The 14,078-nt window shown below is 58.2% G+C and carries 14 protein-coding genes; all 14 read left to right on the top strand.

The genetic code is table 11. The features are described 5' to 3' along the window. The first annotated feature begins 16 nt into the window (after positions 1–16). Positions 17–595: a DinB family protein gene (locus CRP02_RS07040; protein WP_097170653.1), complete on the top strand. Its 579-nt coding sequence runs from the start codon at positions 17–19 to the stop codon at positions 593–595. After that, complete coding sequence (locus CRP02_RS07035) at positions 595–1,122, top strand: NUDIX hydrolase (RefSeq protein ID WP_097170652.1); 528 nt, start codon at positions 595–597, stop codon at positions 1,120–1,122. The genes CRP02_RS07040 and CRP02_RS07035 overlap by 1 nt, the downstream gene beginning before the upstream one ends. Continuing rightward, a complete protein-coding gene (locus CRP02_RS07030; RefSeq protein WP_076845448.1) occupies positions 1,119–1,655 on the top strand; it encodes an NUDIX hydrolase in 537 nt (178 codons plus the stop codon). The genes CRP02_RS07035 and CRP02_RS07030 overlap by 4 nt, the downstream gene beginning before the upstream one ends. Beyond that, the gene (gene ybgC, locus CRP02_RS07025) at positions 1,652–2,092 is read left to right on the top strand and encodes a tol-pal system-associated acyl-CoA thioesterase (protein ID WP_003511391.1); all 441 of its coding nucleotides are present in this window, start codon (positions 1,652–1,654) and stop codon (positions 2,090–2,092) included. Before CRP02_RS07030 ends, ybgC begins: the two co-directional genes overlap by 4 nt. Positions 2,093–2,353: 261 nt before the next feature. Next, positions 2,354–3,073, top strand: coding sequence for a protein TolQ (tolQ, locus tag CRP02_RS07020; protein WP_003511390.1), 720 nt, complete (start codon positions 2,354–2,356; stop codon positions 3,071–3,073). Between the two features lie 46 nt (positions 3,074–3,119). Continuing rightward, positions 3,120–3,578 carry a protein TolR gene (gene tolR / locus CRP02_RS07015; RefSeq protein ID WP_003511389.1) on the top strand — a complete coding sequence of 153 codons (459 nt, stop codon included), beginning with the start codon at positions 3,120–3,122 and terminating at the stop codon, positions 3,576–3,578. An 8-nt stretch (positions 3,579–3,586) separates the two neighbouring features. Next, positions 3,587–4,756, top strand: coding sequence for a hypothetical protein (locus tag CRP02_RS07010; RefSeq protein ID WP_097099924.1), 1,170 nt, complete (start codon positions 3,587–3,589; stop codon positions 4,754–4,756). A gap of 20 nt (positions 4,757–4,776) precedes the next feature. Next, positions 4,777–6,084, top strand: coding sequence for a Tol-Pal system beta propeller repeat protein TolB (gene tolB, locus CRP02_RS07005; protein WP_003511387.1), 1,308 nt, complete (start codon positions 4,777–4,779; stop codon positions 6,082–6,084). 210 nt (positions 6,085–6,294) lie between these two features. Then, a complete protein-coding gene (gene pal / locus CRP02_RS07000) occupies positions 6,295–6,828 on the top strand; it encodes a peptidoglycan-associated lipoprotein Pal (protein ID WP_003511386.1) in 534 nt (177 codons plus the stop codon). Positions 6,829–6,986: 158 nt separating this feature from the next. Further along, positions 6,987–7,979, top strand: coding sequence for a tol-pal system protein YbgF (ybgF, locus tag CRP02_RS06995; RefSeq protein ID WP_154963538.1), 993 nt, complete (start codon positions 6,987–6,989; stop codon positions 7,977–7,979). Between the two features lie 30 nt (positions 7,980–8,009). After that, positions 8,010–9,347 carry a tRNA lysidine(34) synthetase TilS gene (tilS, locus tag CRP02_RS06990; protein WP_097170651.1) on the top strand — a complete coding sequence of 446 codons (1,338 nt, stop codon included), beginning with the start codon at positions 8,010–8,012 and terminating at the stop codon, positions 9,345–9,347. Positions 9,348–9,501: 154 nt separating this feature from the next. After that, on the top strand, positions 9,502–11,466 hold the full coding sequence (gene ftsH / locus CRP02_RS06985) for an ATP-dependent zinc metalloprotease FtsH (RefSeq protein WP_013761814.1): 1,965 nt from the start codon (positions 9,502–9,504) through the stop codon (positions 11,464–11,466). A 189-nt stretch (positions 11,467–11,655) separates the two neighbouring features. Beyond that, the gene (gene glmM, locus CRP02_RS06980) at positions 11,656–13,008 is read left to right on the top strand and encodes a phosphoglucosamine mutase (RefSeq protein WP_003511381.1); all 1,353 of its coding nucleotides are present in this window, start codon (positions 11,656–11,658) and stop codon (positions 13,006–13,008) included. A 186-nt stretch (positions 13,009–13,194) separates the two neighbouring features. Then, the gene (locus CRP02_RS06975) at positions 13,195–14,040 is read left to right on the top strand and encodes an outer membrane protein (RefSeq protein ID WP_097170650.1); all 846 of its coding nucleotides are present in this window, start codon (positions 13,195–13,197) and stop codon (positions 14,038–14,040) included. Positions 14,041–14,078 lie beyond the last annotated feature (38 nt).

Below are 14,078 nucleotides of genomic sequence, written 5' to 3'. Positions count from 1 at the left end.
ATGAGAGGGGACGTCGATGGCCTACGATCCGATGCGGGTTTTCCGCAAACTCGCGCGCAACAACCGGCTGGCTAATTTAAGGCTGCATCAGGCTTGTCTTCAGCTGTTGCAGGAGGAATTTGTTGCCGCTCGCGTCAGCTTCTTTCCAACCCTTCGGGCGACCATGAACCACATCTACACCGTTGACCTGTTTTATATCGACGCTGTCAAAGGTGGGACGCTCGGCCTTGCCGCTTTTGACGAGGAAGAACCTTTCGACACCATGGCGGAGCTGCATGCTGCCCAAGCGAAACTGGACGAAGAACTGATCGATTTTGTCGACATGCTGGATGAAGACGGCCTCGCTGCCAACGTCAATATTTATCGTGGAACACGCATCCAGCAGGATCGATGCGACGATGTGTTGTCCCATCTCTTCCAGCACCAGACGCATCATCGCGGGCAGGTGCATGCCATGTTGTCCGGCACCATGATCAAGCCGCCACAACTGGATGAATTCATTGTGGGAGACGATGCAAAGGCAAGAAAAGCCGAGATTGATGCGTTAGGGTGGACGGAAACCGATTTGATGTTTCCAGCCGACAGGTTCAGTTAATGACAGAAGATACGAAAACGCAGGACACCCGCATTCGCATGAAATTCAAGCCAAAGCGCATTTTCCAGATGCGCGTTGCGGGGCTGGCGTTTCGTGATGGCCACGTGTTGGTGCACCGCGCGTCCCATGAGAAATTCTGGACCTTTCCGGGTGGCCGCGCCGAAATGGGCGAGCGCTCCCAAGAAACGCTGGCGCGCGAAATGGTAGAGGAACTTGGCGTCGAAGCGAAGATCGGGCGGCTTTTATGGGCGGTCGAGAATTTTTTCCACTATGAGGGTAAGGACTGGCACGAACTCGGTTTCTATTACCTGATGGATTTGCCGGAGACCCTTGCCTTTCACCCGACGGATATCATTCATCGCGTTCAGGATGGCGATAACGAGCTCGAGTTTCGCTGGGTCGCCGCGACCCGTGAGGCATTGACCGAACTCGATATTCCGCCCTATTTCATCGCGGATGAAATAGAACGCCTGCCTGAGACCACAAGACACCTTGTCTGGTATGACGGCGACCTGGACGCCAAATGACTTCTGCCCCTGAGCGCCATATGATCCGGCTGGACCGCAAGCCGCAGCTGTTCAGCATGCGTGTGGCGGCGTTGATTTTCCACGACAACTATCTTCTCGTCCAGCGTGGCGCCAAGGATAGCTATTGGGCCCTGCCGGGCGGGCGGGCGGAAATCGGTGAAAGCTCCGAGCAGACCATCATCCGCGAGATCGGCGAGGAGCTTGACCGGGATTGCGCCGTCGAGCGTCTTCTCTGGTCGGCGGAGAATTTTTTCGCCTATGATGATTATGCCGCGCATGAACTGGCATTTTATTATCTGGTTTCGCTGCGCCAGCCTTTGCCGTTCCATGAAAGCGATATAGTGCATCGCGTGCTGGATGGCGTCGAGGTGGAGTTCCGCTGGCTGCCCGCGCAGCCTTCCGCGCTGCTGGAACACGATCTCAGACCCCGTTTCATTGCTGAGCGCATCGAGATGCTGCCTCAGCGCCACGAGCATCTTATCGTCCGCGAAGGTCGTTCAGGTGCGGCCGAACTTTCCAAGGAGATATCATGAGCGAGCTTGTGGTTTCGCTTTCCGGCGAACTCATCGAACATGGGCACCGCCTGACCCAGCGGGTCTATTATGAGGACACGGATTTTTCCGGCCTCGTTTATCACGCGCGCTATCTGCATTTTCTCGAGCGCGGTCGAACCGACTACCTGCGTTGCCTCGGCTGCGAGCAAAGCGCACTCCTGACCGCCGACGAGGAGGGTCTCGTTTTCGTCGTCCATCGTATGGAGATCGATTTCAAGAGCCCGGCCCGGATGGATGATGTGTTGACGATCACCACCCTTACCGAAAAGGCCGGGGGCGCAAAAATGGTGCTCAATCAGGAAATCCGGCGCGGCGAAACGCTGCTTGTTGCCGCCAAGGTCATCATCGCCGTCATCAATGCCAATGGCCGGCCAAGGCGCCTTCCGGAGACGGTGGCCGAAAAATTCCTGAAGTAAGTTCGGGGCTGGTCCAGTAAATCCATCAGACGTGGCGCGGTTGTAACACTCCTTTAACCATAATGGTGTCTTACTTTAGCAACTGGCATTTGTGCGGCGCACGCCTTCCTTTCACCAAATTTATTGGCAAGTAAGGCTTACTGGCAAGTATCGGGGTATGGCAAAGGGGTTTGCGGCTGTTGCTGCATAGCTTCGAGCGTTAACACGCGTTTGAATCGCCCGGTCCCGTACCGGGCGTTTGGATTCGGGGATTGGATATTTATGGAACAGGCAGGTTTGGCAGCGGCGACGCACGATGTAAGTCTCTGGGCGCTGTTTATGCAGGCGGGCCTCATCGTGAAGTTCGTGATGATTGGACTTATCGCCGCCTCGGTCTGGACGTGGGCGATCGTCTTCGACAAATACGTAAGCTTCGGCAAGGCAAAGCGCCAGTTCGACCAGTTCGAACAGGTCTTCTGGTCTGGCCAGTCGCTCGAGGAGCTTTACCGCACTTTGGCAGAACGCCAGAATGTCGGTCTCGCTGCAATTTTCGTTTCCGCCATGCGGGAGTGGAAGAAATCATTTGAACGCGGCGCCCGTTCACCCATCGGTCTGCAAATGCGTATCGACCGGGCAATGGACGTGACGATTGCTCGTGAAGGCGAACAATACGAGGCTCGCCTCGGTTCGTTGGCGACGATCGGTTCTGCCGGTCCGTTCATCGGCCTCTTCGGTACGGTCGTTGGTATCATGACCTCGTTTCAGGCGATTGCCGGTTCGAAGTCCACCAACCTCGCGGTCGTGGCGCCGGGTATCGCCGAAGCGCTTCTGGCAACGGCCATCGGCCTTGTCGCGGCTATTCCGGCGGTTATCGCCTACAACAAGTTCACGGCTGACGCGCACAAGCTTTCCGCTCGCATGGAAGGTTTCGCCGACGAGTTCTCCGCGATCCTGTCGCGCCAGATCGATGAAAAACTTCAGACGCGGCAGGCAGCCCAATAAGCGCGCCGCGCAGTAATTTGCCGCAAGGCAAAATGGAGTAGATGTTATGGGTATGTCAGCAGGTGGCAGCAGCGGCGGTTCCGGTGGACGCCGTGGGCGCGGCGGACGTCGCAGGGGCGGCGCGATCAGCGAAATCAACGTGACGCCACTGGTTGACGTCATGCTCGTGCTGCTCATCATCTTCATGGTGGCCGCACCGATGATGACGGTCGGCGTTCCGATCGACCTGCCGCAGACATCTGCCAACGCGCTGAATTCGGACACGCAGCCGATCACGATTTCCGTCAATGCCAATGGCCAGATCCATTTGCAGGAAACGGAAATCCAGGCGGCCGAGGTGGCCGACAAGCTGCAGGCAATCGCCACGACAGGTTATAACGAACGCATCTTCGTGCGCGCGGATTCCGTTGCCGCCTACGGCGTCGTCGCGGACGTGATGGCGCGTATCCAGGCCGCGGGCTTCAAGAATATCGGCCTTGTGACCCAGCAGAAACAGGACAATTGACGTCAGCGATGAAGGGCAGCCTTACCACATCCGCGATCGTGCACGCATCGCTTCTGGCTTTCGCCCTCGTTTCCCTGGGCTCGCCGGAGCCTCTTGACGTGTCGCAGGCTGAGGCCCTGCCTGTGGAGCTGGTGCCAATCGAGGAATTGAGCCAGATCCAGCAAGGCGACAAGAACGCGCCGAAAGCGGAAAAGTCGGCCCCGGTTCCGACTACGCGTCCGGATATCGTCCCGAACGCCCAGAATGTCGGCAACAACGTGGCCGATATAGAAGCGCCGCCGACGCCTACTACAAAGCCGAACGACAATATCAGTGCGGCCGCTCCGCCAAAGCAGGAAAAGCCGCAGCCGGTCGTCGACACCAAGGCGAACGAGGTGAAGGAAATCGTCAAGGAAGAGACCTCGGCTCCGAAGCCGCAGGAAATGGCCGCCTTGCCGCAGACCAAGCCCGAGATCGCGCCGCAACCGAAGACGGAGCCGCCGCCGCAGGAAACGAAAGCGGAAGAGCCGCCGCCGGTGCAGCAGGAACCGGCCGAAATTCCCGTGCCGCCGAACGTGCCGCGCCCGAATTCCCGCCCGGAGCCGCCGAAGCCTGAGGTACCGAAACAGGCTGAGACCAAACCTGCCGAGCAGAAGCCCGCTGAGAAGCCTGCAGAGACCAAGCCCGATCAGGCAAAGTCCACGGACAAGCCTTCCGACAAGAAGCCGGGTGAGAAAAAGCAGGAAACGGCGAAATCCGCCTCGTCGAAGGAAAGCGATTTTAACGCTGACGATGTTGCCGCGCTTTTGAACAAGCAGGCGCCCTCCGGTGGTGGTGCAAAGCGCTCGACGGAGACTGCGTCGCTTGGCGGCAAAAAGACGACGGGCGGTTCGACGCTCAGCCAGACGGAAATGGATGCGCTGCGTGGCGCAATCCAGAAAAACTGGCAGATCATTCCCGGCATGGCGGATGCCTCGGACGTTCGCGTTCGGGTCACCATGAAGCTTGACCGTGATGGATCCATCATCGGCCGGCCCGAGATCGAGGCAACTGGCGGTTCCGAGGGAACGCGTCGCGCCCTTTCCGGTGGTGCCTATCGCGCCATCATGCGCTCTGCTCCGTTCACGAACCTTCCTGCCGACAAATATGATGCATGGAACGAAGTCGTAGTGAATTTCGATCCCAGTGAATTGCTATGAATGCTGAAAGGCCTGGCAACATGAAGATATTTTCGCCGATCCGGCTGGTGCTCGCTGTCGCGGCCCTTATGTCGGTTTTCTCCGCACCGGCTTTTGCGCGGGTGGAAATCAACATCAACAAGGGTAACGTCGAACCCTTGCCCATCGCCATAACCGACTTCATCTCGGGTGACGGCATCGGCGCGCAGGTGTCGGCCGTAATTGCTGCCGATCTGCAGCGTTCCGGCCTGTTCGCGCCAGTCAACAAGAGTGCCTTCATCGAAAAAATCGCCAACCCGGATCAGCAGCCGCGTTTTGAGGACTGGAAGGTTATCAACGCGCAGGCACTCGTAACGGGCCGCGTGACGCGTGAAAGCGATGGCCGTCTGCGTGCCGAGTTCCGCCTTTGGGATACTTTCGCAGGACAGCAGATGACCGGGCAGCAGTTCTTCACGCAGCCGGAAAACTGGCGCCGTGTCGCCCACATCATCGCGGACGCCATTTATGAGCGCGTCACCGGTGAAAAGGGTTACTTCGATACCCGCGTCGTTTTCGTCTCCGAAAGCGGCCCCAAGACGGCCCGCAAGCGTCAGCTGTCGATCATGGACCAGGACGGCTTCAACGTCCGCAACCTGACCAATTCGAACGACATCGTCCTGACGCCGCGTTTTTCGCCGAACCGTCAGGAAGTCACCTACATGTCCTTCGAAGGCCAGCAGCCGCGCGTTTACCTGCTGCAGCTGGAAACCGGACAGCGCGAAGTGGTCGGTAATTTCCCCGGCATGACATTCTCGCCGCGCTTCTCGCCGGATGGCCAGAAGGTCATCATGAGCCTTCAGCAGGATGGTAACGCCAATATCTACACCATGGACCTGCGCTCACGAACCACGACGCGCCTGACGAACACGTCCGCGATCGATACTGCACCGTCATTCTCCCCGGATGGGCAACGTGTTGCCTTTGAAAGCGACCGTGGCGGCCGTCAGCAAATTTACGTGATGAATGCCGACGGTTCAGGACAGCAGCGTATTTCGTTCGGCGACGGGTCGTATTCCACGCCGGTCTGGTCGCCACGCGGCGATCTGATCGCCTTCACCAAACAATCGGGCGGCAAGTTCTCGATTGGCGTGATGAAAACCGACGGTTCGGGTGAGCGCATTCTGACTAGCGGCTTTCATAATGAAGGCCCAACATGGGCGCCGAACGGCCGTGTGCTGATGTTCTTCCGCCAGAACGCTGGTGCCGGCGGTCCGCAGCTCTATTCGATCGACTTGACCGGCTACAACGAACAACTGATCAAGACTCCCACCTTCGCTTCGGACCCGGCCTGGTCGCCGCTTCTGGACTGATATTGACTGCCATGACGGCGCCGGCCCAACCGGCGCCGTTATGTTTTTACACATGCCGTATGGGAAACTGCCTCTTTCTTGCCGCAAAGTGTTGTGAGGGAGCAAAAAAGTGGGACGTTTCCTTTCTGTTAACCATATGCGTTTGTCGGCTATTAACCTCGATCCGTTAGTGTCTGGCAACGTTATTGCAATCCCAAGGAGAGACCGGCGATGAGCCGTACACACACTTCGGCACTCAGCCCGATGCAGAAACTGGCCCGTAATCCGGCTGTTATCGCCATGACGCTCGCTCTTGCTCTCGCAGGCTGCGCGAACAAGAAGAACATGCCGAACAGCGCCGGTGAACTCGGTCTCGGCGGTGCGGGCTCTGCGACGCCCGGCTCCCAGCAGGACTTCACGGTCAATGTTGGCGACCGCATCTTCTTTGATACGGACTCGACTTCCATCCGTGCAGACGCGCAGCAGACGCTGCAGCGCCAGGCACAGTGGCTTGCCCGTTACCCGAAATACGCCATCACCGTCGAAGGCCATGCCGACGAGCGCGGTACGCGTGAATACAACCTGGCGCTCGGCGCCCGTCGTGCCGCTGCAACCCGTGACTTCCTGGCCTCCCAGGGCGTTCCGGCAAGCCGCATGAAAACGATCTCCTACGGCAAGGAAAAGCCGGTCGCCGTTTGCGACGACATTTCCTGCTGGTCGCAGAACCGCCGCGCTGTGACGGTTCTCGGTGGCGCAGGCATGTAATCGCCTGACGCTTTTGTGATCTCGAATGGAAGGCGGTCTATGGGCCGCCTTTCGTTTTTTTCATAGTTTGGCCGAAGTTAAGTTGCTTTTTCGGTTGATATGGAAAAAATCCGGCTTGCGCCATTCCGGTGCAAATCAGTTAAGGCAGGGCAAATGAGATGAAGAAACTTGTCGTGGCGGGAATGCTGGGGCTTGCAGCCTGCACCGGCTTGAGCGGCACAGCCGTTTCAGGTCCGCTGTTTGGTGCGGGGGGTAGCTTCGGCACGGTCAACTCTCAGCAGGTCCCAATTGTGCGGGTTCAGGCCAATGAAGCCTATAAGGTTCAGCAGCTTGAAGAACAGATCCGGCAGCTCAACGGCCGTATCGAAGAAATGAGCTTCCAGCTTTTGCAGATGCAGGAAACGATCCGCAAGGCGCAGGAAGACAATGAATTCCGCTTCCAGGAACTGGAAGGTGGCAAAGGCGCGAGTACCACCGCGCCGAAAAAGAAGGCGGAGGCCACTCCGGCCGCTCCGCCGAGCGACGACGTTGCAACGATCATCGAAACGCCACCTCAGGGTGGCGCTTCCGTTTCGCCGTCCGCTTCCGCCAACGCGCCGACGAGTGCACCGGGAGAGACGACGCTTGGCTCCATCGAGCTTGATTCCAAGGGCATGCCGATCGGCGGCTCATTGAACCAGGGTGCCAACAATTCTTCCGGCAGTCTTCCGGGCGTTACCACCGGCAACGGTTCGCGCAAGACCGATCCGGTCAACACCGCAGCACTCACCAGCGAGGGCGATATCTATCAGGCTGCTTACGGCCATGTTCTTTCCGGCGATTATAAGCTGGCGGAGCAGGGGTTCCAGCAATATCTCCAGGGTTACCCCAAGGGCACCAAGGCCGCTGATGCCAGCTTCTGGCTGGGCGAGGCACAATATTCGCAGGGCAAGTTCAACGAGGCCGCAAAAACCTTCCTGAACGGCCATCAGACCTATGGCAAGTCTCCGAAAGCGCCGGAAATGCTGATGAAGCTCGGCATGTCGCTTGCAGCTCTGGACAACACCGAGACCGCCTGCGCCACGCTGCGCGAAGTGCCGAAGCGTTATCCCAGTGCTTCAAAGACTGTGCTGAACAAGGTTGCCAGCGAACAGAAGCGGCTGAGCTGCTGATCTTTCTCCTGCCATGGCGGCGGTCTTTCCATGCCGGTTGATGTCCGCATTTTGAACGAAAAGACGGTTGCGCCGCTCGCTGCGGCAAGGTCCTTCGTCGAAAATCTTCGCAAACCCGTCCATATTCTCATCGCAATCTCCGGCGGTAGCGATTCCACCGGTCTGTTGCTTGCATTGCATGAGGCGAGGGCGGAGGCAGGCCCCGACCGGGTGCAGCTTTCCGCCGTCACGGTCGACCATGCCCTAAGGGCGGAATCCGCTGATGAGGCTCACAAGGTCTCCTTGCTCTGCGCGGAACTCGGTATCCCGCATGCCGTGCGCAAATGGAATGGCCCCAAACCCGCTTCCGGCATTTCCGAAGCCTCCCGTCTTGCCCGATATAGTCTGATTGCCGACGTTGCGCGCGACATTGGAGCCGATGTCGTCGTGACGGGGCATACTCTTGGCGACCAGCGGGAAACCGTGGCGATGCGTGCCGCAAGAAGCGGCAGCAGCGAAAATCTCGGCCTCGCCGGCATGGCAGACGCTGTCCTATACGATGGACGCCTCTGGATCATGCGGCCGTTCCTGATCTGTGAAAGACAGGAAATCCGCGATTTCGTATCATCTCGCTCGCGTGGCTGGTTTGACGACCCGAGCAATGACAACGCGCGCTACGAGCGGGTTCGTGTGCGGCAGTCGCTTTCCGACTCTCCGCCGCCGTTGGATGCGCAGGCCGCTGTCAAACGGCAGGCATATTCAGAGAAAACCGCCTTTTTCCTCCAACAAAACGTAGAAGTCTTTCACGCCACGCTCGCCAGATTGTCGGTTGAAGGCCTGATGCCCGATCTTCCCGAATTTCGGCACGGGCTAGCGGTGCTCATCGCTAATCTCGGTGGAAGAGCTTATTTTCCAGCGGCCAGCAGCATGGATCGGGTTTTGCAGTTTCTCAAAACTGGCGAGAACGGACGGATAACGGTTGGCCGCGTTCTTCTCGATCGCCGAAAGGACGGGCTTTATCTTTTCCGCGAGCACCGGAATGTGCCGGAGCTGCAAGTCGAGGCTGGTGGGCAGGGCCTTTGGGACGATCGTTTCCTTGTGAAAAACACATCGGCTTTTCCAGTCAATATTGCGGCGGGCAGGACGGGTGGCGTTGCGGATGCGGCAGCACTTTTTCCAGCGGTGCCGCCAGGGATTGCAAAACAGGCGATGGCGATCTTGCCGCAAATCGCCGCGTTGGTTCCCGGTCGGGCCTCTCCAGAGGGCGCCATCAGTATCGTGCCGAGGCTTGCCCCCTTCGATCTTTTTCTGCCGCGCTTCGACCTTGAGTTGGCGAATGCCATCGCGGTTTTATTCGGCCGTGTGGCCTATCCACAGCCGCCGGTTTAAATCCGGCCTCTTTTTCGTGAATTGCCTTGGAATAGTTTTTACACCAAAACGCATCAGATAACGCCCTTTGCCTTGGCAACGGCATATGTCGTCCTTATGTTAGGGGCGAGTAATAGCGGGCAGCAAACATGTCCGTGTGAGTTCGGGGAGTTCGATGAACCCAAATTTCAGAAATTTCGCCTTGTGGGCCGTGATTGCCCTCTTGCTGATCGCTTTGTTCAGCATGTTCCAGACTTCGCCGACGCAAACGGGTTCGCGGGAAATTCCGTATTCCCAGTTTCTTCGCGATGTGGATTCCGGGCGAGTTCGCGACGTGACCGTCACCGGTAACCGGGTTCTCGGAACCTATACCGAAAACGGCACGGCCTTTCAGACCTATTCCCCCGTGATCGACGACAGCTTGATGGAGCGCTTGCAGAGCAAGAACGTCACCATCGTCGCGCGTCCCGAGAGCGACGGTTCTTCCGGTTTTTTGAGCTATCTCGGCACGCTTTTGCCGATGTTCCTCATCCTCGGTGTCTGGCTGTTCTTCATGCGGCAGATGCAGGGTGGTTCGCGCGGCGCGATGGGCTTTGGCAAGTCAAAGGCCAAGCTTTTGACGGAAGCGCACGGCCGCGTGACGTTTGACGACGTCGCAGGTGTGGATGAAGCCAAGCAGGACCTTGAGGAAATCGTGGAATTCCTGCGCGATCCGCAGAAGTTCCAGCGCCTCGGCGGCAAGATTCCGCGCGGCGTGCTGCTGGTCGGCCCTCCAGGTACCGGTAAGACGCTACTGGCGCGCTCCGTCGCGGGTGAAGCTAATGTGCCGTTCTTCACCATTTCCGGTTCTGACTTCGTGGAAATGTTCGTCGGCGTCGGCGCAAGCCGCGTGCGTGACATGTTCGAGCAGGCCAAAAAGAATGCGCCGTGCATCATCTTCATCGACGAAATCGACGCCGTGGGTCGTCATCGCGGCGCCGGTCTCGGCGGCGGCAATGACGAACGCGAACAGACGCTGAACCAGCTGCTGGTCGAGATGGACGGCTTCGAGGCAAATGAAGGCATTATCCTCATCGCCGCCACCAACCGTCCGGACGTTCTCGATCCCGCACTTCTGCGTCCCGGCCGTTTCGACCGTCAGGTCGTTGTGCCGAACCCGGATATCGTCGGCCGTGAGCGCATCCTCAAGGTTCACGTTCGCAACGTGCCGCTGGCCCCGAATGTCGATCTCAAGGTTCTGGCCCGTGGCACCCCCGGTTTCTCGGGCGCTGACCTGATGAACCTCGTCAACGAAGCCGCCCTGATGGCCGCCCGCCGTAACAAGCGCGTGGTTACCATGCAGGAGTTCGAGGACGCCAAGGACAAGATCATGATGGGTGCGGAACGCCGCTCCTCCGCCATGACCGAAGCGGAAAAGAAACTGACCGCTTACCACGAGGCGGGGCATGCGATTACCGCGCTGAAGGTTGCTTTGGCTGATCCGCTTCACAAGGCGACGATTATTCCGCGCGGCCGTGCGCTCGGCATGGTCATGCAGTTGCCTGAGGGTGACCGCTACTCCATGAGTTACAAATGGATGGTATCGCGTCTGGTGATCATGATGGGTGGCCGCGTTGCGGAGGAGTTGACCTTCGGCAAGGAAAACATCACCTCCGGCGCATCTTCGGATATCGAGCAGGCCACCAAGCTTGCCCGCGCCATGGTAACGCAATGGGGTTTCTCCGACGCTCTCGGACAGGTCGCTTATGGTGAAAACCAGCAGGAAGTCTTCCTTGGCCATTCCGTCTCGCAGTCCAAGAATGTCTCCGAGGCAACGGCTCAGACGATCGACACCGAAGTCCGCCGTCTGATCGACGAGGCCTATACAGAGGCACGTCGTATCCTGACGGACAATCACGACGGGTTCGTTGCTATTGCCGAGGGTCTTCTGGAATACGAAACCCTCACGGGCGACGAGATCAAGGCTTTGCTGAGGGGCGAGAAGCCCGCCCGCGATCTGGGTGACGATTCTCCTGGCAGCCGTGGTTCGGCTGTTCCGAAAGCAGGCACCAAGAAGGACGGCCCAAGCGAAGTCAAGGGTGACGGCGAAGCCAAGGGCGACGGCGAGGCTGAAGGCGGCATGGAGCCCCAGCCGCACTGATTGCGTGACCAAGAAGACTATTGAAAAAGGCCATCCGGTTTTCCGGGTGGCCTTTTCAGTTTTGGTAACAAGATATAAGCCATTTTTGCGGTAATTTACGTGCTGTTTATCGTGGTTTGTGGCATTTAGCCAAAAACGCTTCCGGCAGTTTTATGCTATGCCGGAATGCCCGAAAGATTTGGAGTTCAAATGGCACGCCGTTATTTCGGAACCGATGGTATCCGCGGACAATCGAACGTCTTCCCCATGACGCCGGATCTGGCGATGCGTGTGGGCATTGCGGTCGGAACGATCTTCCGCCGGGGCCATCATCGCCATCGTGTCGTGATCGGCAAGGATACCCGGCTTTCCGGCTACATGCTGGAAAACGCGCTGGTCGCAGGTTTCACCGCGGCCGGCCTTGATGTCTTCCTGCTCGGGCCCATTCCAACCCCCGCCGTTGCCATGCTGACCCGCTCGCTGCGTGCCGATATCGGCGTAATGATCTCGGCGTCGCACAACCCATTTTCCGATAATGGAATCAAGCTTTTCGGACCCGACGGATACAAGCTTTCCGACGAGCTTGAGCTGGAAATCGAAGATCTTCTCGACAAGGATCTCTATGCCCAGCTCGCCAAGCCGAGCGAGATCGGACGCGCCAAGCGCGTGGATGGCGATATCTACCGCTATATCGAATTCGTCAAACGTACCCTGCCGCGTGATGTGACGCTGAGCGGGCTCAGGATCGCCATCGACTGTGCCAATGGCGCTGCCTACAAGGTGGCTCCCGCAGCACTCTGGGAACTGGGCGCCGAAGTCGTTACCATCGGCAACGAGCCGAACGGCATCAATATCAATCTCGAATGCGGCTCCACCCACCCGGAAGCCCTGCAGAAAAAGGTGCATGAGGTGCGGGCCGATATCGGTATCGCGCTCGATGGCGATGCGGACCGTGTCATCATCGTCGACGAACGCGGCGAGATCGTCGATGGCGATCAACTCATGGCGGTGATTGCCGATAGCTGGGCTTCCGACAATACGCTGCGTGGTGGCGGCATTGTCGCAACCGTGATGTCCAATCTCGGTCTTGAGCGTTTCCTTGGCGACAAGGGTCTCACCCTTGCCCGCACCAAGGTGGGCGACCGTTATGTTGTCGAACATATGCGCAACCACAATTTCAACGTCGGCGGTGAGCAGTCCGGCCACATCGTATTGTCGGATTACGGCACGACTGGCGATGGGCTGGTGGCAGCTTTGCAGGTTCTCGCCAAGGTCAAACGTTCGGGCCTTACCGTCAGCGAGGTTTGCCGCAAGTTCGAGCCGGTGCCGCAGCTTTTGAAGAACGTCCGTATTTCCGGCGGCAAGCCATTGGAAAATCCGATCGTGCAGCAGGCGATCGCCGATGCGGAAAGCGCATTGGCCAATAATGGCCGCCTCGTCATCCGCCCTTCCGGTACTGAGCCTTTGATCCGCGTCATGGCGGAGGGCGACGATAGTGCGAAGGTGGAGCAGATCGTCAACGATCTCGTCGGCGTCATCACCAATGCCCGCTCGGCTGCATAAATTGCGCTACCAAGTGAAAAGAAAAAGCCGGCTCTCGAGTCGGCTTTTTCTTTGAGTATTGCCTAATAAATATAGTGAATGATCGTGGTTAATCGGGACTTAACCATTTTACGCCAATCTCCGTGACTGAACAGTTCACTGGCATTTGCTGCCGCAACGGCAGGTGCCTCTTCTGGAGTGGAAGTCATGAAAAACGCTTTGGCCGGCATTCTGGCCGTTCTGATGACCGGCACGAGCGCCTTCGCTGCCGATCTTTATCAAGCTGAACCTGCACCTGCCTATGTGGAGGCACCCGAGGTGCAGATAACGCAGGCGAGCGGCTGGTATTTGCGCGGCGACGTCGGTTATTCCTTTAACAAGCTTCGCGGCGCCAACTATTATCAGGGTGGACCGGGTGGTTATCTCGCCGATTTCGATACGGCTAATGTCAAGGATAGCTACGTCGTTGGCGCCGGTGTCGGTTATCAGTTCAACAACTATTTCCGCAGCGACGTAACCTTCGATTACATGGGTAAATCGGATTTCCGAGGGTCTACCATCGGCGGCTGTGGTTCCGTGCCCGGTCCCTGCGTTTCAGCGGATCTCAGCTCGCTTAGAGCATACACGCTGATGGCAAACGCCTATGTCGATCTTGGTACCTATGGCCGCATCACGCCTTACGTTGGCGGCGGTATCGGCGGCTCCTACGTCAAATGGGATAAGCTGCGCAATACCTCGTGCAGCACCAATGGCCTTGGCTGCGACCCGACCACCGAACATGGCGGCAGAGGCAAGTGGCGCTTCGCCTATGCCCTGATGGCCGGTGCGTCGATCGATGTTACCTGTAATCTGAAGGCAGATGTCGGTTACCGCTTCCGCCAGATCAACAAGGGCGACATGTTCGATTTTGCGAATGGTGGCGGTCCTGGCCGCGACAAGGGTCTCTATTCGCATGAAGTGCGCGTCGGCGGCCGTTATGTCTTCAACGGTTGCGACACCGCACAATACATGCCGCCTGCCGATATTCCGCTGCAGCCTGCCGTTTATAAATAAACGTCACGCCGGACTGTTAGCTTCAGGCCGTTCGCATC

Source organism: Rhizobium sp. AN5, from assembly GCF_900215255.1.
GTDB classification, from domain to species: domain Bacteria; phylum Pseudomonadota; class Alphaproteobacteria; order Rhizobiales; family Rhizobiaceae; genus Agrobacterium; species Agrobacterium tumefaciens.
Note: the sequence above shows the minus strand (reverse complement) of the source record. Positions and strands in the feature narration are given on the sequence as shown.